Annotated in this window: 1 protein-coding gene; it reads left to right on the top strand. The window is 63.3% G+C overall.

What is annotated here, in order from left to right; genetic code table 11:
• The first annotated feature begins 58 nt into the window (after nucleotides 1–58).
• Complete coding sequence (locus tag AC1DYC_RS11900; protein ID WP_477406482.1) at nucleotides 59–23,671, top strand: tandem-95 repeat protein; 23,613 nt, start codon at nucleotides 59–61, stop codon at nucleotides 23,669–23,671.
• The last annotated feature ends 20 nt before the right edge of the window (nucleotides 23,672–23,691 follow it).

The following is a 23,691-nucleotide window of genomic DNA, read 5'->3' as shown; positions in this document are numbered from 1 at the left end:
GTTCGAAGGAAGTCTGGCAAAATATTCGCTAAAACTCACCGGCGCGACGGTTGGGGCTATGCTTGCAGCTCTCGATGGCGTGGCCGAGTACAAGAAGGCCGGCGGTTTTACCGAGAAGTTTTTTGAATGGGCGGCGACGACGGCAGCCATTGCGGCGGTGGCAATCCCACTTGCTAACGCGGCCGCTAGTTTCGCGATTGCTTCCTCGCCCGTTTGGGGCTCGGTTGCAGTGTACACCGCCGTGGCTGCGGGCTTTTATTTTGGCGTCAGAGCGGTAGCGCAGAATCTGGTCGAGGCCTTTGCAGACGAGCCAGATTCGGTTCTCTACATTTCGGGGAAATACATCCTCGATCATATGAAGATCTTCGAGGGGCATGCCGTCGCGATCCTAGAGGTCGCTGCCAACTTTATCGTGTCTTCCGTTCATGCTGGCGAACTTCATAATGGCGTCGACGCGTTGCCGGTCGACTCTTTTCAGGTCGCGAGCGGCGATGCCGCAATCTACACCTTCGACGAGAGCAACGTCTGGCTGTTGGGTCAGGACAGCTCCGCGATCATCGGCGGTGACAAGAACGACTGGTTGTTTCATACCGGCCATGGTGAGGCGTTCGGCCAAAAGGGCGATGATGTTCTGATTGGCCTTTTCCCGGATTACATTTTCAAGGGCGAGAAAATTGGGCCACCCCCTGCGGCGGGCCAGCCTGACACGCGTCCTGTAGCCGAAACGGACCTCTATTTGAAGTTGGACGGCGGTGAAGGAGACGACTGGGTCATCGTCATCGGCGGCACAGGCGCTATCGCCGTCGGCGGGCTTGGCCGCGACTTCATCTTCAACACCTCCGAGAAGGGCCAGCTCTTTGGCGACACGATCGACGGCCAGGGCGGCGTCTCGACATCGGGCCTGACCGATTCCGACGTGTTCTGGTATTGGCCGAACACGTTCATCATGGACGCCCAGCCGAACGATCTCCTGCAGATGTTCGGTTTCCCGTTGCTCGGCGGCTCCAATTCGATCGCCGGTATCCCTGCCGGCGACGGCTCGCTTGCCATCGACTGGCTGTTCCCGTTCATCTTCTATGGCTACACCAATAGCGGCCAGCTGCTGGTCATCAACACCCTGAGCATGGCCATCGACGGCATTGCCAACAATGGGCAGTATGGCGGCATTGGCAAATACGCCATGGTCGTCGAGAACTATGATTTCGGCGGCTGGAAGGACGCGAACTGGGGTGTGCCGAAGGCCGGCGATCTCGGCATGACCTTCCGCATCTATGGCGGCGAGGGCTCCAAGGAAATCTCGCTGTGGAATGCCGTCTGGGGCAGCCTGTTCACCTATATCGACGTGCTCGAAAACCTCGCCAAGGCAATACGCTGGCTGCCGGTCGACGATCCGCTGGTGCTCGACCTCGACGGCGATGGCATCGAGACCGTTTCGAAGTCGCAGTCGGGCGTGCATTTCGATCTCGACGGCGATTACTTTGCCGAGCGGACCGGCTGGGTCGGCGCCGATGACGGCTTCCTGGTCATCGACCGTAACGGCAATGGCCGCATCGATGATGTCTCGGAAATGTTCGGCGGCCCGGATCGTTCCGGCTTTTCGGTGCTGGCCGAACTCGACGGCAATCATGACGGCGTCATCAATCTGAACGATGCCGGCTTTGCCGAGCTGAAGGTCTGGCGCGACCTCGACCAGGACGGCACCACCGACAGCGGTGAATTGTTCAGCCTCGGCCAGCTCGGCATCGTCTCCATCGACGCGCACGGCCAGGCGCTGAATTCGACGACGCCGCAAGGCGCGACACTGCGCGAAAAAGGCGGCTTCACCCGCGCCGACGGCTCGCACGGCAATGTCTTCGAGGCGATCTTCGAGACCGACCCGACCGACACCATCTTCCGTGGCGACAGGGGCACGGCCGCCTGGCTGGAGGGCGTCAAGCTGCCCGACGCCAAGGGCTTCGGCTCGATGGTCAATCTCGCCGTCGCCGCGTCCAATGATTTCCAAGTTGCCGACACGGTGAGAACGGCGGCCGCGTCGATGACGGTGGCCAACCTCAGGGATATCCGCGAGAAGGCGACGCCGGTGTTCGGCGCCTGGGCCGAGACGCTGGAGTTGACGCGCGAATTGGCGCCGGTCCTGGTCTCGCAAGACGCCAACGGCGTCTCGCTGGTCGACCGTGGCGTCTATGTCGAGGATGCCGCCGGCGGCTACTGGACCTTGAAGAGCGGTGCTGCCGTGCACGATGCCGGCGGCCATGTAATCGCCCGGCCGACGCTGGAAAACATCCTGGCGCAGGCTACCGCCCAGGGGCAAGACTGGCGGCTGGAGCAGACATTCTCGCCGATCTCGCGCGCCGAGCCGCTCGAGCATCGCGATGCCGCGCCCTATCTGGTCGCGGTCGTCGACGGCCGCGCCGTCATTTCCGACTACGGCATTGAAAATCCCGACGGCAGCTGGCGTCTGGCCAGCGGCGCACCGGTGTATGATGCGGCCGGCCACGTCATCTCCCATCCGACCGTCGCCGATATCCGCGCCATGGCGGCGCCCGCCGGCATGGAATGGCGCGTTGAAAGCCTTGGCGCCAATCCCTATGCCGACCTGCCGGTCGACAAGATCGGCGTCTACCTGATCGACGGCGTCGTTGTCGACTACACCGTCCAGGTCACCGACGCCGACGGCAGCTTCTATGTCTGGGCCCGCAATCTCGACCGCGCGATCGAATTGCAAAACAAGCTCGGCCATCCCGGCGAGTTCCAGCTGCGCAATTACGAAGTCGATTTCGACACGCTAGACGAGGTCGGCTCGACCGATGACAGCGCTTATCGCGTCGAGGTGATGACGGCCGGCCAGCTGCATTTCGCCACTTCGATCTACGGCGTCGATTTCCAGCCGCAGATGATGGAGGCCGTCACCGATCCGGTGACCGGCATGCTCGACTATTCCGTCGGCTCCTTCAACGGCCAGGAAGCGCCCGACACAAATCCCGACGGCAGCTATCACAGCGTCATCAAACCGGCCATCGACATGCTCGATGTGCTGATGCAAAACTACATCGAGGTCAGCCGCGGCTTTGCCGTGCGCATGGCGTTGCAAGGCGGCCTGTCGGAGTTCGCGCAGGGTCTCGCCTACAACGCCGACACCGACCAGTTCTACGCCACCACCGACCGCGAAATGGCGCCGATGTTCGAGGCGATCTTCCGCGGCGCTCCGGATGGCGCAACGGCTGCCTACGATTATCTCGTCGATTGGCGCGAGATCCTCGAAGTCGTCTATCCCGACTACCACCTCGATGCCACGGCCAACATCATCACCGGCACGATGAAGCTGGACAAGGAATTCGTCTTCCAGATGATCATCCCGGCCTTCGAGAATGTCGGCATCGACGCCGACCTTCAGGCGGTGATGGACGCGCTCGGCGTCGACGAAACCAAGCTGGTCGCCGAGACCGGCGGGCCGGTCGTCAACGGCACCGGCGGCGCCGATTATTTCTATATTTCGGCGGCCGGCGACCAGACCTACAAGGGCGGCTATGGCCGCGACGTCTATTTCGTCGGCAAGGGTTTCGGCCACGACGTCATCGAGGATCGCGAAGAGCCCCTGCGCGCGCATTCGGCCGACGAATTGCGCTTCGCCCAGGCCAAGTCGACCGATGTCTACGCCACGCGCGACGGCCAGGATCTGGTCCTCAAGATCATCGGCACCGATGACGTGCTGCGCGTCAAGAACCAGTTCGTCGGCGACAAGATCGATCCGCTGTTCGGCTTCAACTTCGCGCCCGACACCAAGATGGTCAACATCGTCTTTGCCGACGGTGTCATCTGGGATGCCTTCCAGATCGCTCAGGCGGTCAGCCATCCGACCAATGCCGACGAACTCGTGCTCGGCTCGGAATCGCGCGACTTCCTCGAAGGCGGCAAGGGCAACGACGTTCTGCGCGGCGGCCGCGACGGCGATATCTACATCTTCCGCCAGGGTGACGGCGACGACCGCATCGCCGATTCCAACGACTGGCCGACGGACGATCCCAAAGTCAAGATGGACATCCTGCAGTTCGTCGGCGACATCACGCCGGAGAACATCCGCTTCCATCGCGCCGGCGAAAGCAACGACGTCACGCTGACGATGCTGAACGCGGCGGGCAACCCGACTGGTGACCGCGTCACCCTGGAGAACCAGTTCGGCTGGTACAACATTCCGTTCCTGGGCCTGCTTTTCCCGGACACGATCGAACGCGTCGCCTTCCAGGACGGCTCGTTCATGACCGAGAAGGACATCATGGCGCATGTCCTGGAGGACATGAAGACGACCGGGCAGGACGTCATCTACGGCTTCAACAACGCAGACACGCTGGATGGCGGCGCCGGTGACGACCTTCTGGTCGGGCGGGCACAGGACGACACCTACATCTATGGCCGCAACTATGGCCGCGACGTCATCGCCGACGGCCACAACGACTATTTCGGCAGCAGCTACGATGTGCTGAAGTTCGAGGACGGCCTGCGCTGGACAGACTTCGATTTCGAGCGCGAAGGCGCCTCCGCCACCATCACCATGCGGGTCACCGGCACCAACGACACGGTGACGCTGAAGGATCAGTACAAGAGCGAATTCCTGCTCGGCTTCGCCAATATGGTGGAGCGGCTCGATTTCGCCGACGGCACCTCTTGGGACTACGTCAAGCTTGCCCAGCATGTCATCGATCTCGCCCGCACCGACGGCGACGACGTCATCTACGGCTTCGACATCGGCAACACCCATGATGGCGGCGCCGGCAATGACCGGCTGGAAGGCTTTGGCGGCTCCGACACCTACGTGTTCGCGCGCGGCTATGGCCGCGACGTCGTCTATGATACGTCGGGCGACGGCGACACACTGATCATGCAAGGCATCGCTTTCGACGATGTCATCATCGGCCGCGCCGGCAATGATCTCATCTTCACGGTGCGTAACACCGGCGAGAAGCTGACGCTGTCGGACCAGTACTACCGCTACGACCAGCAGGGCCATGCGGTCGAGACCTTCGTCTTCTCCGACCAGACCGTGGATTTCCGCAATCTGAACCCCGAGGATGTCGACCTTGTCGGCACGTCGGCCGGCGAGACCCTTGTCGGCTCGGACTTCGGCGAAGTCATCGACGGACGCGGCGGCGACGACACGCTGATCGGTAATAGCGACGGCGACACCTATCTGTTCGATGTCGGCTACGGCCACGACGTGGTCCAGGACCACCAGACCCGGCTAGCCTGGCAGGGCCGCGACAACAAGACCGTGGCCGAGCGCGACGACACCATACGCTTCGGCGACGACATCACCATCGACAATGCCGTGTTTACCAAGGACGGCAACGACCTGCTTATCTCGATCTCCGGCCACACCGACACGTTGCGCGTACGCAACCAGTTCGGCGCGATCGAGGACGGCGTCGAGTGGTTCGAATTCCACGACGGCACGCGCTGGCATATCTCCGATATTGAGGAGCGCCTCGCCATTGTCGGCGGCAGCCGTGGCGACGACGTCATAACCGGCATTGTCGATCAGCCCAACGTGCTCGACGGACGCCAGGGCGACGATCAGCTGATCGGCGGCCGCCAGGGTGACACCTATGCCTTCGGCGGCGCCTACGATCTCGACGAGATCGTCGAGCGGACCGACGGTGTCGCCGGCGCAATCGATCGCGTCATCTTCGGCAGCTCGGTCGATCCCGATTCCATCATCGTGCGCCGCGATGGCAACAACCTCATCATCGACCTTGGCAATGGCGAGGATCGTCTGACCATCATCGACGGGCTGACGACCAGGCAGGTGGAGGAATTCCAGTTCGGCGACGGCACCACGCTGACGCTGGAGCAGATCCGCACCAGGATGCTCACCGGAACCGACGGCGACGATGTGCTGGTCGGCTTCGACGACCGCAACGACGTGCTGGATGGCGGCACTGGTTCCGACGCGCTGCAAGGCGGCCAGGGCAACGACACCTACAAGTTCGGCCTGGGTTCGGGCGACGATTCCATTCTCGATACAGGCGGCGTCGACAAGGTCGTCTTCGGCAGCGGCATCAGCGCCGCCATGGTGACCTTCTCCGACGAGCGCGGCGACCTGTTGGTCCAGCTCAAGGGCAGCGGCGACACGCTGATCATCTTTGGCGGCTCAGGCACGGGTCCCTACAGCGGCCAGCAGATCGAGAGCTTCGTTTTCGAGGACGGCACGGTGCTCGGCATGGATTCCGTGCTGCGCAGCCTGCTTGCCGACGCACAGACGCCCGGCCATGACATCGTCGACGCCGACATCAATCTGCCGGTGACGGTCGAACCGGGGCATGGCGACGATTCCGTCTCCATCGGCGAGGACGGCGAACTGATCTTCAGGGCCGGCGACGGCTCCGACATCGTCAATGCCAACCAGTATGTGGCGAGCCGCGTGCAGTTTGCCGATCTTGCCTCGAGCGAAGCGGTGATCCGCCGCGTCGATCTGGACGGCCCGGATCTCGTCATCGCCTTCCCCAATTCAGGCGATCAGCTGCGCATCGTAGGCGCCCTGACCAACGCCACCATCCCGTCGATCGAGTTCGCCGACGGCGTTGTTTGGGACCGCGCCGAACTGGTGCGCCAGGCGATCCTTGCGCAGTCCACCGAGCGCTCCGACGTCATCACCGGTTCAAACCTCGCCGACACGATCGACGCCGGCAAGGGTGACGACGACGTCCAGGGCGGCGAGGGCGCCGACACCTATATCTACAACCGCGGCGACGGTCGTGACGTCATCTCCGATCTCGGCTCTTCGGGCGAAGATCGCCTGAACATTCGCGGCTACCGCCCCGATGAGGTGGCGATCAGCAAGCCGGTCGCCGACCGTGACGAAATCGTCCTGTCCTTCGCTGGCACCAATGACGAGATCGTGCTGCGCTTCGGCACCTATCAGGGCGTCGAAAAGGTCGTCTTCGGCGACGGCACCACCTGGACGCGCGAGCAGCTGTTCGAGGCCGCCGTCGGCCAGGGCACGCCCTATGACGATGTCATAACCGGCACCATTGGCGCCAACACGATGGCAGGCGGACAGGGCAACGACACATTGTCGGGCCGCTCCGGCAGCGACACCTACATCTTCTCGCGCGGCGACGGCCGCGACATCATCGACGACCAGGGCACAAGCTCGTCGGAGGTCAACCGGCTCGTCATCCACGACTACGTGCCGGATGACGTCACGGTGGTGCGCTATACCGACCGGCCGGACGATATGGTGCTGCGCTTCGACAATGGCGACGAGATCGTCATTGTCGACGGCTTCGACACATCGAGCCGCGCCCGCATCCAGCAGATCACCTTCGAGAACGGCCAGACTTGGACGATCGCCGACGCGTTGTTTGCGCTGGAGAACCATCGGCAATCGGCGCGCGATGAAATCATCAACGGCACCAGCGGTGCCGATACGCTGGTCGGCGAGGGCGGCAACGACACGCTGTCCGGCGGCTATGGCAGCGACACCTATGTGTTCAAGCGTGGCGACGGCCATGATGTCATCCGCGAGAACGGCGGCTATTCCGACACCGATACGCTCGATATTCGCGGCTACACGGCCGATCAGGCGATCTTCCTGCGCTCGCCGCGCAACGACAGCGATCTGCTCATCCGCTTCGCTGGTACGGATGACGAGATCCTCATCGTCAACGGCTACGCCGGTTCCAACTACAACCGCATCGAGCAGGTGAAATTCCCCGGCGGCGTGACGCTGTCTTACAATGACATCATCAACAGCATCGATGCCCCATCGGCGACTGCTGGCGACGACTACATCATCGGCTCCAGCAATGCCCAGACGCTGACCGGCGGCCACGGCAACGATTTCATCGACGGCGGCTACGGCAGCGATATCTATGTCTTCACGCGCGGCGACGGCCAGGATGTCTTCGCCGACAGTGGCTACGAAAGCAACTCGCTGAAGATTGTCGGCTATACGCCCGACCAGGTGACGGTCACGCTCGATCCGACCGATCCAGGCTCGATGATCCTGACCTTCGCCGGCACGACGGACCGGCTGAAGCTGGACGCGAACGACAACTACACCCACAACATCTCCTCGATCTCCTTTGAGAACGGCACCACCTGGTACCGCACCGAGATCGATCAGCGCGCCGCGCTAAATGTCGCCGCAGGTCCCGGCAACGACGAGATCACGCTTTATTCGTCGATCGATACGGTGCATGGCGGCGCCGGTGACGACGTGATCGACACCGGCAGCGGTGTCGATGTCATCGAATTCGGCCGCGGCGACGGCCATGATACGGTGCTCGGCTACAAGGACTATCCCGCGTACGAATACGATACGCTGCGCCTGACAGATCTCAATCCGGGCGACATCGTGCTTCTGGGCGCCACGTTCAACGACGGCAGCGTCACCCTCCAGGTCAACGGCTCAACCGATTCGATACGCTTCGAAAGCGGCCTCCTAACGCTTGGCCGCATCGAATTCGCCAATGGTACGGTCTGGCAACAAAGCGCCATCGCTGCGGCGATCGAGCAGCGCCCGGCCAGTCTCGGCGCCACGCGCGACGTCAATGGCGGCAGCGGCAACGACATCCACGAAAGCACGGCCGCCAACGAAAGGTTCCTCGATTCCGGCGGCAATGATGTCTACCGCTACGCGATCGGCGACGGCCACGACCGCATCTATGATGATGGCGGCAATGACGACGCGATCGAGTTCGCCGGTATCTTGTCGACCGAAATCACCGTTCGTCACGACCCCTTCGACAGCGACAACCTGCAGATCAGCTTCGACGGCGCCGAAGGTTCGGTCAGCCTCCAGTACTTCTTCCTGAGCTGGGCGACCGACTATCGCGTCGAGCGTTATGTGTTCGCCGACGGTGTGACATTGACCGCCGCCGACATGGAAGCGCGCGCCCTGGCGTTCCAGATGCGGACGACGGAATACGCCGACACGGTCCAGGGCAGCGATGCCAACGAAGTCATCAACGCGCTCGGCGGTGACGACACCGTTTTTGCCGGCGACGGCGACGACACGATCAGCGGCGGCCTCGGCAACGATTATCTCGAAGGCGGCGCCGGCAACGACAGCTATTCCTTCACCCGTGGCGACGGCAACGATACGATCGCAACCGAATTTTGGGTGCTTGGAACCGGGTTGCCATCGGAAGGTGACGTCCTGCATTTGCACGGCTATGAACTCAGCGATCTGCATTTCACAGCAGCATCGCAACAATTCAGTGCGACACTCACCTTTGACGGCAGCAGCGACAGTATAAGGTTCATCAGCTATCCGCCGGACGGTATGCGGGATTATGCGTCAGTAGCCCTCAGCATCGCGCTCGACGACGGGACCGTGCTTTCGATCGACGATATCGCCCAGCTGATCGTGCCGCATGAGCCGCAGCTCATCGTCGGCACTGAAGGCGAAGACACGCTGAAGGGCACCAACGATGGCGAGATCATCGACGCGCTGGGCGGCAACGACGTGGTGTTTGCGCGCGACGGCGACGACCAGATAACCGGCGGCCTCGGCAACGATATTCTGAGCGGTGCCGGCGGCAGCGACGACTATGTCTTCACGCGCGGCGACGGACAGGACATCGTCGCCGACTACGCCGTCTACAATGACGGCCTGGTCGAGAACAACACGCTGCACCTCCACGGCTATACGGCCGACGAACTCGTCTTCAGCGCCGACTTCCTCGAGCCGCTGCTGACGCTGGGCTTCACCACCAGCGCCGATACGATCGTGTTCCGGCAGAGCCTGGACATTTTCTGGCACTATCAGGGGCCAAACCGGTTCTGGTTCGGCGACATCGTGCTCGACGACGGCACGACCTTGACCGCCGAAGACGTCAGCGCCCTGATCACCTTCCCCGACAGCGACGAACGCTATGGCACGGCCGCCGACGACACGCATACCAATGACGCCGCCAACACCTATTTCGAGGATGAGGCCGGCAGCGACACATTCACCTACGCCAGGGGTGACGGCCAGGACGTCATATACGACCTCGGCCGGGGCGAGGGCGAGGTCGACCGACTGATCTTCAGCGACCTCAACATCAGCGATCTCACCGGCGTGCGTGACGCCGGTGGTGGCGACTATATCTTCACCTATGGCGAATCCGCGCCCGGCGCCGGCGATGGCGGCAAGATGCTGGTCTGGGTGGCCAATGAAGGCACTTTGATCGATCCGGAAACCGAGCAGGAGATCACTGCCGAGGGCATTGAACAGATCCAGTTCGCCGACGGCACGATCTGGACGCTTTCCGATGTCCGCGATCACTTGACCGGCAACGGCCTGCCGGTCGACGACAATGGCGACGGTGGTGACGGCGGCGATGGTGGTGACGGCGACCCGACGGTTGCGCACGGAACGCCGGGCAACGACAATTACGACGGTGACTACTGGTCGCCTGACATCATCGAACTCGGCAAGGGCGACGACATTGCCCATGGCAATGGCGGCGCCGACCAGTTCATCTACAACCGCGGCGACGGCCAGGACATCTACTATCAAAACCACAGCGATTTGGCCCCCGAAACCAGTGTCATCACGCTGCATGGCATCACGCCTGAGGAACTGACGGTATCGCGCCGTTTCGAGCATCTGGTGCTTTCGATCGCGGCCCATGAGACGAACGGGTCGGATGCCGGCAGCATCATCATGGCTTACGCCGCCGCCGATCTCGGCTGGACCGGTGTGTCCATCGTATTCGACAACGGAACGATCTGGTCGGAAGCCGATATTTCCACCCGTATGCTCGCGGGCGACCAGACCGCGGGTGATGACCGCGTGGTTGGCCTGCCCGGCGCCGATCTGTTCGATCCCGGCACCGGTAACGACCTGATCGAGGGCATATCCGGTCAGGATAGCATCCGGTACGCACGCGGCGACGGCAACGATATCGTGGCCAATCAGGATGATGGCGGGCGCTTCGCCCTGGATCTGAGCGGCATCGCGCCTGGCGAACTGACCGTGTTGCGCCAGAACCATGATCTGCTGCTTGAATTCGCCGACAACCCGGCGGGCTCCGGCAATGGCGGCAGTATCCGTTTCCTGGGCGGCTACAACGCGTATGGCTACGAACGGCTTGCCGTGTCTTCGATCACCTTTGGTGACGGCAGCGTCTGGGACGAGACGGCGATCGCCGCCGCCTGGGTTGCCAGCCGCACGACGGCCGGCGCCGACTATGTCGTCAATGCCGGTCCGGCACTGACCTATGAACTCGGCCACGGCGACGATTACATCGAAACCGGCGCCGTCGGCGACACTTATGTCTACCGCAATGGCGACGGCAACGACACCATCGTCGAGAATGGCAGGGACGCCTATCTCGGCGTCATTCATGGTGGCGAAGGTCCCGAAATCGGCCTGGCACAGCTCGTCGAAGAAACCGGCCCCGATGTCGTCGATTTTGCCGACCTCAATGCCAGCCAGGTCTCCTTCAGGCGCTTTGGCGACAATCTGATCGCCAATGTCGCGACCGGTGCCGGAGTCAGTGCCGGTTCGGTCACAATCGTCGACGCCTTTGGCCCCAGGAACAACGACGACGACACCAATGTCGAGTTGATCCGTTTTGCCAATGGCGATGAGCGCACGGTCCGCGGCATCATCGCCGATCTCATTGCCGCGAAGGCAACGACCGGCAATGACGACATCGTCGGTAGCGGCTTCGATGATGTGCTGACAGGCGGTCATGGCAACGACACGCTGTCAGGCCATGGCGGCGCCGACACCTATGTCTACCATCGCGGCGATGGCGACGATCTGGTGATCGATGAGCAGGGTCGCGGCGAAGGCAGCGTGCTGAGGCTCGAAGACGTTTCGCGCGACGATGTCTATTTCCGCGACGTCTATGACGGCGTGCTGGTCGAGATCGACGAGAGCAGCCCCGGCGCCGGCGATGGCGGCAGCGTGTTGATCGACGGTCTGTTCGGCGAGAGTTTCTTCGGCAACCCTGGCGTGGCCACGGTGGTGTTCGACGACGGTACGGTGGTCACTGCCGACGAGATCCAGAGCCTGCTGTTGCAGGCGGCGGGCACAAATTTCGACGACATTATCCACGGCGATACCTCCGACAACACGTTCGAAGGCCGCGGCGGCAACGACTACTTCACCGACGACGGCGGCGCCGACACCTATGTTTACAAGCGTGGTGACGGCTACGACGTCATTGTCGACAATGGATACTGGGACCAGGACACGCTGGTCCTGCGCGGCATCTCACCGGATGAGGTGACGGTCAGGCGCGGCCTCCATGACGATCTCGAACTGCTCATCCCCGAGAGTGCCGAAGGCACCGGCGACGGCGGCCGCATCACCCTGCGGGAATCTTTCCTGGCCAACCAGGGCAACGGCATCTGGCAGGTCACCTTTGAAGACGGCACGGTCTGGACGCGCGAGATGTTCGAGACCTTGGCCCAGCGCAACGTCGCGACGACGGGTGATGATCGCATCACCGGGACCTCGCAGGCCGATCGCCTCGCCGGTCTTGCCGGCGACGACTATGTTTCGGGCGGCGCCGGCGACGACACCTATGTCTTTGCGCGTGGCGACGGCCAGGACATCGTGCGGGATGCCGGATCGGGCACCGACACGATCGAGATTTCAGGCTATGCGGCAAGCGAGATCAGCTTCACCCGGCGTGGCCGCGATGGTCAGGACCTCATCATCCGGTTGGGCGACAGCGGCGACAGCATCACAATTGTCAATGGACTGAGCGATGGCTTCGCGGACGCGATCGAGCGCGTGGTCCTCGTCGATTCCGGCCGTGTCTACAACTGGGCCGAAATCCAGAGTTCGCTTGTGCTCGGCAATCCAAGCCCGGAATCCGACCAGATTATCGGGACCAGCGCCGCCGACACGTTGCGCGGCAATGCCGGCGCCGATCTGCTGATCGGCCTCGGCGGCAACGACACTTACATCTACGCCGCAGGCGACGGCGACGACCGTATCAGCGACGGCGCCACCAGCACCGGCGACCGGCTGGTGTTGCAAGGCATTGCCTCGACCGATCTGCAATGGGCCCGCCGCAGCCCCGCCGACGGCAACGATCTGGTGCTGCGTCTCCACGGCGCGCAGGATCGCATCACGCTGACCGACACTCTGTCGGGTTCCGGCCACGGCATTGAGAAGATCGTCTTTGCCGATGGCGTCGAATGGAATCTCGCTGCCATGCGCGCCGCGGTCCTGTCCTCGGCGACGACGGCGGAGGCCGACACCATCCGTGGATTCGACGGCAACGATCTGCTGGTCGGCGGACGCGGTGACGACTGGCTGCTCGGCGGCCAGGGCAACGATGTCTATCGCTTCTCGCAGGGCGACGGCCACGACCTCATCGAGGACACCGGCACCACGCTCGGCGATCGCCTGGAAATCACCGACCTGCTTTCGCTGGAAGCAACGGTCGAGCGCCTCTACAAGGGCAGCGACACGGTGGTCATTTCCTTCGCCTCCGGCAACGACACCATCACCGTGCTTGATGCGCTGTCGCAAACGGGGGCTGGCGTCGAGCAGATTGTCTTTGCCGACGGCGTGGTCTGGACCCGCCAGACGCTGCTCACCTTGCTCGACAATCATGCGCCCGTGACCGTCGAGGACGGTATTTTCACCGTCAAGATGGAGCAGGAGCTTCGCCTCGATCCGACGCTTCTGCTGCGCAACGACTATGATGCCGATGGCGACATGCTGCGCATCATTGCGGTGCATGGCGGCCCCAACGGCACCGCCCAGATCGGCGCCAATGGCGAGATCATCTTCACCGGCGCTCCCGGGTTCACCGGCGCGACCACCTTCACCTATACGGTCAGCGATGGCCGCAATGGCCTGTCGACCGCGACCGTCGACGTGCGTGTGATGCCGCCGGCCAGCGCCAAGGACGATTTCGGTTTCACCGTCAACGAAGACGAATTCCTGTCCATCGATGTCAGGCGGCTTCTTTCCAACGACATCGACGGCGACCGGATGATCGTCGCCCAGGTGCTGGATGCCGTGAACGGTACTGTCAGCCTGTCCAGCGATGGCCATATCGGCTTCACGCCGTCCGAGAATTTCCACGGGCTGGCAAGCTTCCGCTATGTCGCGAACACGCCGGAAGGCGGACGCGCCGAAGCGATCGTCTACATCGATGTGACGCCGCGCAACGACGCGCCGGACGCACGCAACGATACGGGCTTCGTCACCGCGGAGGACGAGGTGTTCCAGATCAACGTGTCGGCCCTGCTGCAGAACGACATCGACATCGACGGCGATGCGCTGCGGGTGACCTCGGTGATCGGCAATGAACACATCCGCGTCGAGCTCACCGACGACGGCGTGATCCTGGTGACGCCAGAGCCCTTCTTCTTCGGCCAGACCACCTTCACCTATGTGGTCACCGACGCGCAGGGCGCAACCGATACCGCCACGGTGCGGATCGACGTCACGCCGGTCAACGATCCGCCGGCGCCAGTGGCCGATGCGCTCACCATCGACGAGGATGAGCCGATCCTGATCGCGGCCGCGACGCTGCTGGCCAACGATATCGAACATGACGGCGACCCGCTCCACATTGCCTCGGTGCGCGGCGGCAGCGGCGGTTCGGTGCAGTTGTTCGAAAACCAGACGGTGCTGTTCACGCCGTCATCCAACTATTTCGGCCAGGCGTATTTCTTCTACACGGTCGATGACGGGCAGGGCGGCCTCGTCGAGGCGCGGGTCAATGTCCAGGTCGATCCGGTCAACGATGCGCCGAACGCTCGCGACGACCACTACACGGCATTCTCCCTGAGAGGGACCGAGGACACGCCGCTCATCATTTCGGCCGCTTCTCTGCTTGGCAATGATGGCGACATCGATGGGCTGAACCTCACCATCCAGTCAGTCTCCGCCGCCGAGAACGGCACGGTGGAGCTGCGTGCGGACGGCACCATCGTCTTCACACCCGATCCCGACTATTGGGGCGAGGCTGTCTTCCACTACGTCGTTGCCGACGAGGGCGGTCTGGTCGACGATGCGACCGTTACCCTCTATTTCGCGCCGGTCGGCGACGCGCCGCCGGAAGCTCACAACGACATCATCTATGTCTATGAGGATGTCCCGACCGTCATTCCGGTCGCAGCCCTTTTGGGCAACGACACCGATATCGACCGCGACCCGCTCGAGATCATCAGCGTATCGATGGGCTTTGGCGCGCATGGCAGCGTGGCGTTCAACGAGAACGGCGATATCGTCTTCACGCCGGCACTCAACGCCACCTCGGGGAGCCAATTCTCCTATATCGTGACCGACAATGCCGACGGCACCGACAGCGCCACCGTCTCGATCGTCATCATCCCGGTCAACGACGCACCCACGGCGGCGCCCGACACCGGCTCGACCAGCCTCGACGCGCCGTTGGTGCTGCGCATTTCCGACCTGATGGCCAATGACAGCGACGTCGATCTCGATCCCGACGACTACGCTGCCTTGCTGTCGTTCGCGGGCGTGCGTTCGACCAGCGCCGGCACGGCGACCATCTACAACAACGAGTTCATCGTCGTCGAATATGCGCGCGGCTTCTCAGGCGCGGTCTCGCTCGACTACATCATCAAGGACGAGGCCGGCGTCGAGGACGACGGCACCGTGCACGCGACGATTTCGGCGACGCACGCCGCAACGCTGACCGGCACCGCCATCCGCGATCTCATCATCGGCACCTATCTCGGCGAGCGCATCGAGGGCCTTGGCGGCAATGACGATATCTTCGGCCGCGAAGGCGACGACTACATCGTCGGCGGCGATGGCGCCGACCGCATCGATGGCGGCGACGGTTTCGACACGGTCGATTTCGCCGGGTCGAACATCGGCGTTCGCGCCGATCTTGCCGCGCGCATCGGCCAGGGCGGCCATGCGCAGGGAGACGTCTATTTCTCGATCGAACAGCTCATCGGCACCACCTTCGCCGACGAGCTCGACGGCGATGCCAACGCCAATGTGCTGAAAGGCCTCGGCGGCGCCGACCTGCTGGTCGGCCGCGAAGGCGACGACATCCTGGAAGGCGGCCTGGGCAATGACCGGCTCGACGGCGGCAAAGGCGCCGACCGGCTCGATGGCGGCGCCGGATCGGACACTGTCGACTATTTCCTCTCCGATGCAGCCGTGCAGGTTTCGTTGGCCGCTGGCACCGCCACGGGCGGCGATGCGACCGGCGACATTCTCGTCGGCATCGAAAACCTCATCGGCAGCGATTTCAGCGACGTGCTGGAAGGCGATGGCAATGACAACACGCTGACCGGCGGCCGTGGCGACGACCACCTCTTCGGTGGCGCCGGCAACGACATACTGATCGGCGGCCGTGGCGCCGACGAGATGGTCGGCGGCGACGGCATCGACCAGGCGGACTATTCGACGTCGGTCGAAGGCGTCAGCATCAACATGGCCAATGGCGCGGCCGGCGGCGGCGATGCGCTCGGCGACACCTTCTCGTCGATCGAACTGGTGATCGGCAGCTTCCACGACGACACCATCATCGGCGATGCCGGCGACAACGTCATCCGCGGCGGCCGTGGCGCCGACCACATCGACGGCGGCAGCGGTTTCGATACCGCCGACTACAGTGCGGCCGATGAAGGCGTCATCGTCGACCTCGGCAGCGGCCTCGGCTCCGGTGGCGAAGCGGCAGGCGACGTGCTGGCCAACATCGACATGCTGGTCGGCTCATCCTACCAGGATTATCTCGCCGGTGGTGCAGCGGACGAGACGTTCGAAGGCGGCTTCGACGACGACACGCTTGTCGGCCGCGCGGGCTCTGACCGCTATCTCTTCGGCTTCGATTCCGGCGCCGACACGATCTACGAAAACGGTCCGGTCAGCGATACCGATCGCATCGTGCTCGATGCCGACGTGCATGTGCGCGACGTCAGCGTCATCCGCGAGGGCGACGACCTGGTGCTCGAGCTCGAGCATGATGACGGGCTGCTGATCGACACGGTGCGCGTCGTCAACCATTTCGTCGGGCCGGCAACCGGCATCGAGGAGGTGGTGTTCGCCGACGGCACGGTCTGGGATCGCGACGATATCGCCTTCCTGCAGCGCAATGGCAGCTTCAACGCCGAGGACGATGTCATCCGTTTCGCCAATGAGGACGAAGCGCTGGTGATCGCGCCGCATCGGCTGACCGCCAACGACGCCGCCGAGGGCGCGGAACTTCTGACCATCGTTTCGGTCGGCAATGCGGTGAACGGCACAGCCACGTTGCTGGCCGATGGTTCGGTGCAGTTTGTCGGCGCGGCGAACTTCAATGGCGACGCCTTCTTCGAATACACGGTACGCGACCAGACCGGCCGTGAATCGACCGCCAGGGCCGAGGTCGACGTGCTGCCGGTCAACGATGCGCCGGTTGCCCACAATGATGGCGTCTTCACCGGTGTCGAAGACACGGTCCTGTTCATCTCCTATGCCGATCTGTTCGGCAACGACGTCGATGTCGACGGCGACGATCTCCGGGTCGTGGCGGTCGGTCCATTGCTCGACGACAACGGCCATCCGCTCTACCAGACATTGCCGGGCGCGGCCTCTTACGGCATTGCCTTTGCCGGCAGCGACGGCATCTATTTCACGCCGGACGGCGACCATTACGGCTTCGTCGGCTTCACCTACACGATCAGCGATCCGTCGGGCGAAACCTCGACCGCCTCGGTGGAGCTCAACTTCGTCGGCGTCAACGATGCGCCATATGCCGAAAAGGACGGCGCCACCGCGCGCCTCGGCCAGACCAAGACGATCTACGTCCGCGACCTCCTGGCCAATGACCACGACGTCGAAGGCGATGCCTTCTCCTTCGTCGGCATTCACTCGGCCAGCAACGGCACGGCCACGCTGCGCACCATCATCGAGAACGGCGTCGCGGTGCAGGTCATCGATTTCGATGGCGCGGCACTTGGCGACGCCTCGTTCCTCTATGATGTCGTCGACGTGCATGGCGCACAGTCGACCGGCCTGGTCGAGGTCCATGTCATTCCGCTCAACGATCCGCCGGATGCCCGCAACGATGGCGGTTTCGAGACGCTGGAAGACCAGCCGATCATCATCGATCCGTCGATCCTTCTGGGCAACGACACCGACCCGAACGGCGATCCGCTGTCGATCATCGAGCTCGAGCGCTTCCCGCTCAACGGCAAGGTGGCGTTCAACGAGGACGGAATGATCGTCTTCACGCCGCGCGCCGACTACAACGGCGCCGCCGGATTCACCTACACCATCTCCGATGGCCGTGGCGGCACGGACACAGCCTTTGTTTCGATCACCATCCTGGTCGACAACGACGCGCCCGTGCTCCATGACGACATCACCTCCGGCCTCGAGGATCATCCGATCACCGTCCTGGCGGCCGAAGCCTTCGCCAACGACATGGATCCCGAAGGCGACGTCATCTTCTTCGAGGACGCGCACGTCATCGGCGTGGTAACCGACGACTTCAGCCATCGCACCTTGCATGAAGAGAGCGTCGATCTCGCATCCCCATTGGTCGACGCCGGCGTCACTGTTGTTGCGACGCTGGCCGACGGCACGCCTTTGCCGTCCTGGCTGGCCTTCGACACGGCCACGCTGACGTTCACCGGCACGCCGCCCGCAGGCACCGTCGACCCGGTCAATGTGGCGCTGACCTTCTCCGACACCGACCCGCACAGCGGCCAACCAGTGTCCTATCAGGGCCATGTATCGATCGACCCGGCGGATGCCGCCGCTCTCGCCACGGGCGTGGTCTATCACCCCGACCTGCTGGCTGTGGGGCTGGGCGAAGGCACCTGGTCGGCGGAGCTGGCCTCGGGCCGCGAGTTGCCGGGTTGGCTGTCGTTCAATGCCGAGACGATGCGGTTGGAACGCACTGCTGTCGAGCCTGGCGCGGGCGAAGACATTGCCCGCGTGCGCATCGCCTTCGCGCCGACGGACGCCGGCCAACCGGGTTTTGCCGTCGAGTTCCGCATCGATCCCAATGCGCCGCTCGATCCCGCCATCAATGCGCTGCTTGCCAATCCGGCGTTCTTCGCCGCCAATGGCCTATGGGTGTTGCCGGTGGCCGACGATGCCGCCGTCACCGCCGCCAAGGCGAGCGGCACCGACCTGCCGGGCTGGCTGCATTTCGATCCGCAAACGCTGTCGTTCACCGGCACGCCGCCTGCCGAATATGTCGGCTCTATCCCGGTGCGCATCGATGTCGGCGCTTCGGCGGAAACCGGCATGCCGGCCTTCGCGCTGATCAAGAACGTCGTCATCGACCAGACCTACCATCTGGGCAACCAGGGCGGCTTCTCGGTCAGCACGGATGGCGAGCACATCTATGTCTCGACGCCGGAAGACTTCAACGGCGCTTTCGTCATCGAGTACAACGCCCATGACGTGAAGGGCGCCGTCTCGCACGATCCGGGCCGCATCGTCGTCAATGTCGCGGCCGAACGCGAACTGCCCGACCCGGTCAACGATACGGTCAACACCTCGGAAGACACGCCGGTTACCTTCACGCTCGCCTCGCTGCTCGCCAACGACCGCGACGATGACGGCGATGCCATCCGCGTTGTTGCGATCGGAACACCGGATCGCGGCACGCTGACGGTCAACATCCCGCAGTTCGCCGTCGACCTGCCGCCCGTCTCGGGTCTGGATTCCGGCCCTGTCACGCATTCGGCGACGCTTGCCGACGGCAGCCCGCTGCCGTCATGGCTCACCATCGATCCGCAGACCGGCCGCCTTTCCGGCACTCCGCCCCTCGGCCTGCACCAGACGCTGGCCGTCCTTGTGCATTCGACCGATGGCACCGAAACGGTGGACACGGCACTTTCGCTGCCGGTCGACGGCAATGCCGGCGTGACGCTGACCTACAATCCGGCGCCGCAGCAATCAGGCCCGGTCACCTTCACCTATACCATTACCGACGATCACGAAGGCACGAGCACGGCTCAGGTTCACGTCAATGTCGCCGCGGCAAACGATCCGCCGGTGGCGCGGGACGACCATGTCAACGGTCTCGAGGACACGGTGCTGTCGATCGATCCGGCGACGCTCACCACCAATGACAGCGACATTGACGGCGACGCCTTGCGTGTCCTTTCAGTGTTCAATGCCGTGCACGGCGCGGTCCAGCTGTCGGGCAACACCATCCTGTTCACGCCCGACCACAATTTCGACGGCGAAGCCTGGTTCGAATATGTGGTGACCGACGATGCGGACGGTGTCGACATCGGTCGGGTCACGGTCAACGTCGTCTCGACCAACCAGCACCCGATCGCCGCCGCCGACCATTTCCAGGGTGTCGAGGACACGCCTTTCGTGGTCGCGATTGCCGATCTCCTGGCCAACGATCCCGACCCCGACGGCGACGTTATTTCCTTTGTCGGCGTCGATCAGAACGGCGATGGCGGCCAGGCTTTCATCTTGCCCGGCGGCCGCATTTCGCTGGTGCCGCGCGACAACGTCAACGGTCCGGTCACCTTCACCTATACGGTGACGGACGGGCGGCTCGGGTCGGTCGAAACGCACAACATCGTGGTCGACTATGCCGCGGTCAACGATGCGCCTGATGTGGCGAACGAAAGCGGCTACACCACGCATGAAGACCAGCCGATCGCCATCGCCCTGGCTGATCTGCTCGCCAACGACAGCGATGTCGAGGGTGAAGCCTTGAGCATCATTTCGGTGCTCGATCCGGTCAACGGCTCGATCCGCATCGAAGGCGGCCAGGCGATCTTCACGCCGCGCGCCGACTATTTCGGCAATGGCGGCTTCTCCTATGTTGTCTCCGACGGTCATGGCGGCAGCACCACGGGCACGGTTACGCTCACTGTGCTGCCGGAAGGCGATCTGCCAATTGCCGTCTCCGACAGCGGCTGGACCATCGACGAAGATGGTTTCATCGACATCGACCCGGCCGAACTTCTGGCCAACGACTACGATCCGGACGGCGGCACAATCAGCTTCGTCGGCGCCTTCGGCAGCGGTGTGGAAGAGCTGCCCAACGGCATGATCCGCTTCACGCCGGCCGCCAATGCCAATGGTCATTTCACGCTGAACTACACCATCACCGATGGCAGCGGGCCTAACGTGACGGGGACCTTCAGTGTCGATGTCCGTCCGGTCAACGACGACCCGACGGCAGCCAATGACAGCGTGTCCGGCACTGAGGACCAGACGTTGGTCATCCCGGTCGCCGCCCTGCGCGCCAATGACGGGGATGTCGACGGCCAGTCGATCTCTATCACCGCGCTCGCCAATGCCGTTGGCGGCACGGTCAGCTTCGATGGCGCCGGCAACATCGTCTTCGTTCCGGATGCCGACCGCAACGGACCGGCAAGCTTCGATTATGTGCTGACCGACATCACCGGAGCGACCGACACGGCGACGGTGACCATCAACTTGCAGCCGGTGAACGATGCCCCGACGATCGGCGCCATCGCACCGCTGACCGGCATCGAAGACACCTACTTCGCCGCGCAACTGCCTGGCTCGGCCTTTGCCGACATCGATGGCGACGCCATTGCCGTCAGCGTGCTGCTCGCCAATGGCAATCCGCTGCCCGACTGGCTGGTTTATCATCCTGAGGCAAGAGGCTTTACGGGCCAGCCGCCGGCCGACTTCGCCGGCACGATCGAGCTCCGCGTCACCGCCAGCGATGGCACGGCACAGGTGAGCCGCACCGTCCAACTGGTCATTCAAGGTGTCAACGACGCGCCGGTTGCCGTCGACGATGCCGTCGAAGGCCAGGAGGACCAGCCCACGACCATCAGCGTGCAGTCGATACTGGCCAACGACCATGACGTTGACGGCGACACGCTGACCATCACTTCGGTCTCCGCCGGTCCGGGTGCCACCGCGGTGCTCGACGGGCACGGCAACATATTGGTGACGCGCGAAGCCAACGCTTCCGGCGACGTGCAGATCGAATATGTCGTCTCCGACGGCCATCTGACCGATACCGGCACGATCACCGTCAGCGATCATCCGGTCAACGATCCGCCCGTCGTCACACCGCTGCAGAACCGGCATTCAGCCGAGGACGCGCCGGTTGACTTCACGCTTCCGGAAGGCTGGGCGTCGGACGTCGACAACGACATTTTGACGATCACCGCAACCAGGGCCGGCGGCACGGCGCTGCCGTCATGGCTCGCCTTCGACCCGACCAGCATGCGCTTCACCGGCACGCCCCCGGCCGATTTCAACGGCACCATTTCGCTGCAGGTCACCGCCAGCGACGGCGAACTGTCGGCGTCGTCCAGCTTCGACCTCGTCATCGATCCGGTCAACGACGCGCCGCGCATCGTGGCGCCGTTCTCTGACCGCTTCGTGCTCGAGGACCAGGCCTTCGACGTGACGCTGCAGCAGAACCTGTTCACCGATGTCGAAGGCGATCACCTGACCTATTCGATCACCACCGCCAGCGGTGCGGCGCTACCGTCCTGGCTGGTCGCCGATGCCGAGCATCTGCGGCTGACCGGCAGGCCACCGCAGAACTTCAACGGTTCGATCGACCTCAAGGTCACTGCGTCCGACGGCTCGCTGTCGACTTCCGATATCTTCAAATTCACGGTGAACCCGGTCAACGATGCGCCGGTGCTCGACCATCCGCTGCCGGATGTCAGCACCAACAGTTCCGGCCAACCGCTGAAAACCGGCAGCGCCTTCAGCATCAACATTCCGGCCAACACCTTCAGCGATCCGGACGGCGACGCACTGCATTACGCCGCTCGCCTCGCCAACGGCAACGCGCTGCCGTCGTGGATGACCTTCGATGGGGCAAAACTGACAGGCACGGCGCCGCACAATGCGGCCGGTGTCTGGAATGTCCAGATCCTGGCCAGCGACGGCTCGCTGCAGAATTCGGATATTTTCAACGTCACCTTCCAGCAGGGCAATGGCGCGCCCGTCGTGCATAATGACGGCCGCTACTACGTCTATACGCCGAACGCGCTGACGCTTAACACCAGTGTGCTTTTGGCCAACGACACTGACCCGGACAGCGACCCGCTGTCCGTCGTCGGTGTCGGCCAGGGTGGTCACGGTACGGTCACCCTGCAGAACGGTGTCGTCACCTATCGCGCGGCCACGGGCTTTGTCGGAGACGACCAGTTCATCTACTCGGTGAGCGACGGCAAGAGCACCAGCAACGGCATTGTCTATGTCAAGGCCGACAACACCTATGCCAACTATCAGCAGCACACGTCCGGCGACGACAACATATTCGGCGGCTTCGGCGGCGGCTCGCATTTCGGCGGCGATGGCAATGACCGGATGGTCGGTGGCTTGCTTGGCGGCAACATGGCCGGCGGGCGTGGCAACGATACGTTGATCGCCCTTATGGGTGACAATCGTCTCGACGGTAACGAAGGCGACGACAGCATCACTGGCGGCATCGGCAGGGACAGGATTTCCGGCGGAACCGGCAATGATCAGCTGACCGGCGGTCTGGGCAACGACAATTTCATCTTCTCCCAGGGCGACGGCAGCGACACGATCACCGATTTCGATCCGGGAGCCAGGCTGCTGCGGACCTTCTTCATCGCCGGCGACGAAATCAGCATCGACGTGAATGGCATCGATGACTTCCAGGACCTGATGCAGACCGCGCATCAGACCGATACCGGCGTGCTGTTCGATTTCGGCAGCGGCGACCAGTTGTTCTTGAAGGGCACGCAGCTTGCGGCGCTCGACAAGGACAGCTTCAGCTTCTTCTAATGGCTTGAGGAGAACACCCT

The organism is Mesorhizobium sp. P2_E7 (assembly GCF_056403855.1).
This window is presented reverse-complemented; position numbering and strand designations above follow the sequence as displayed.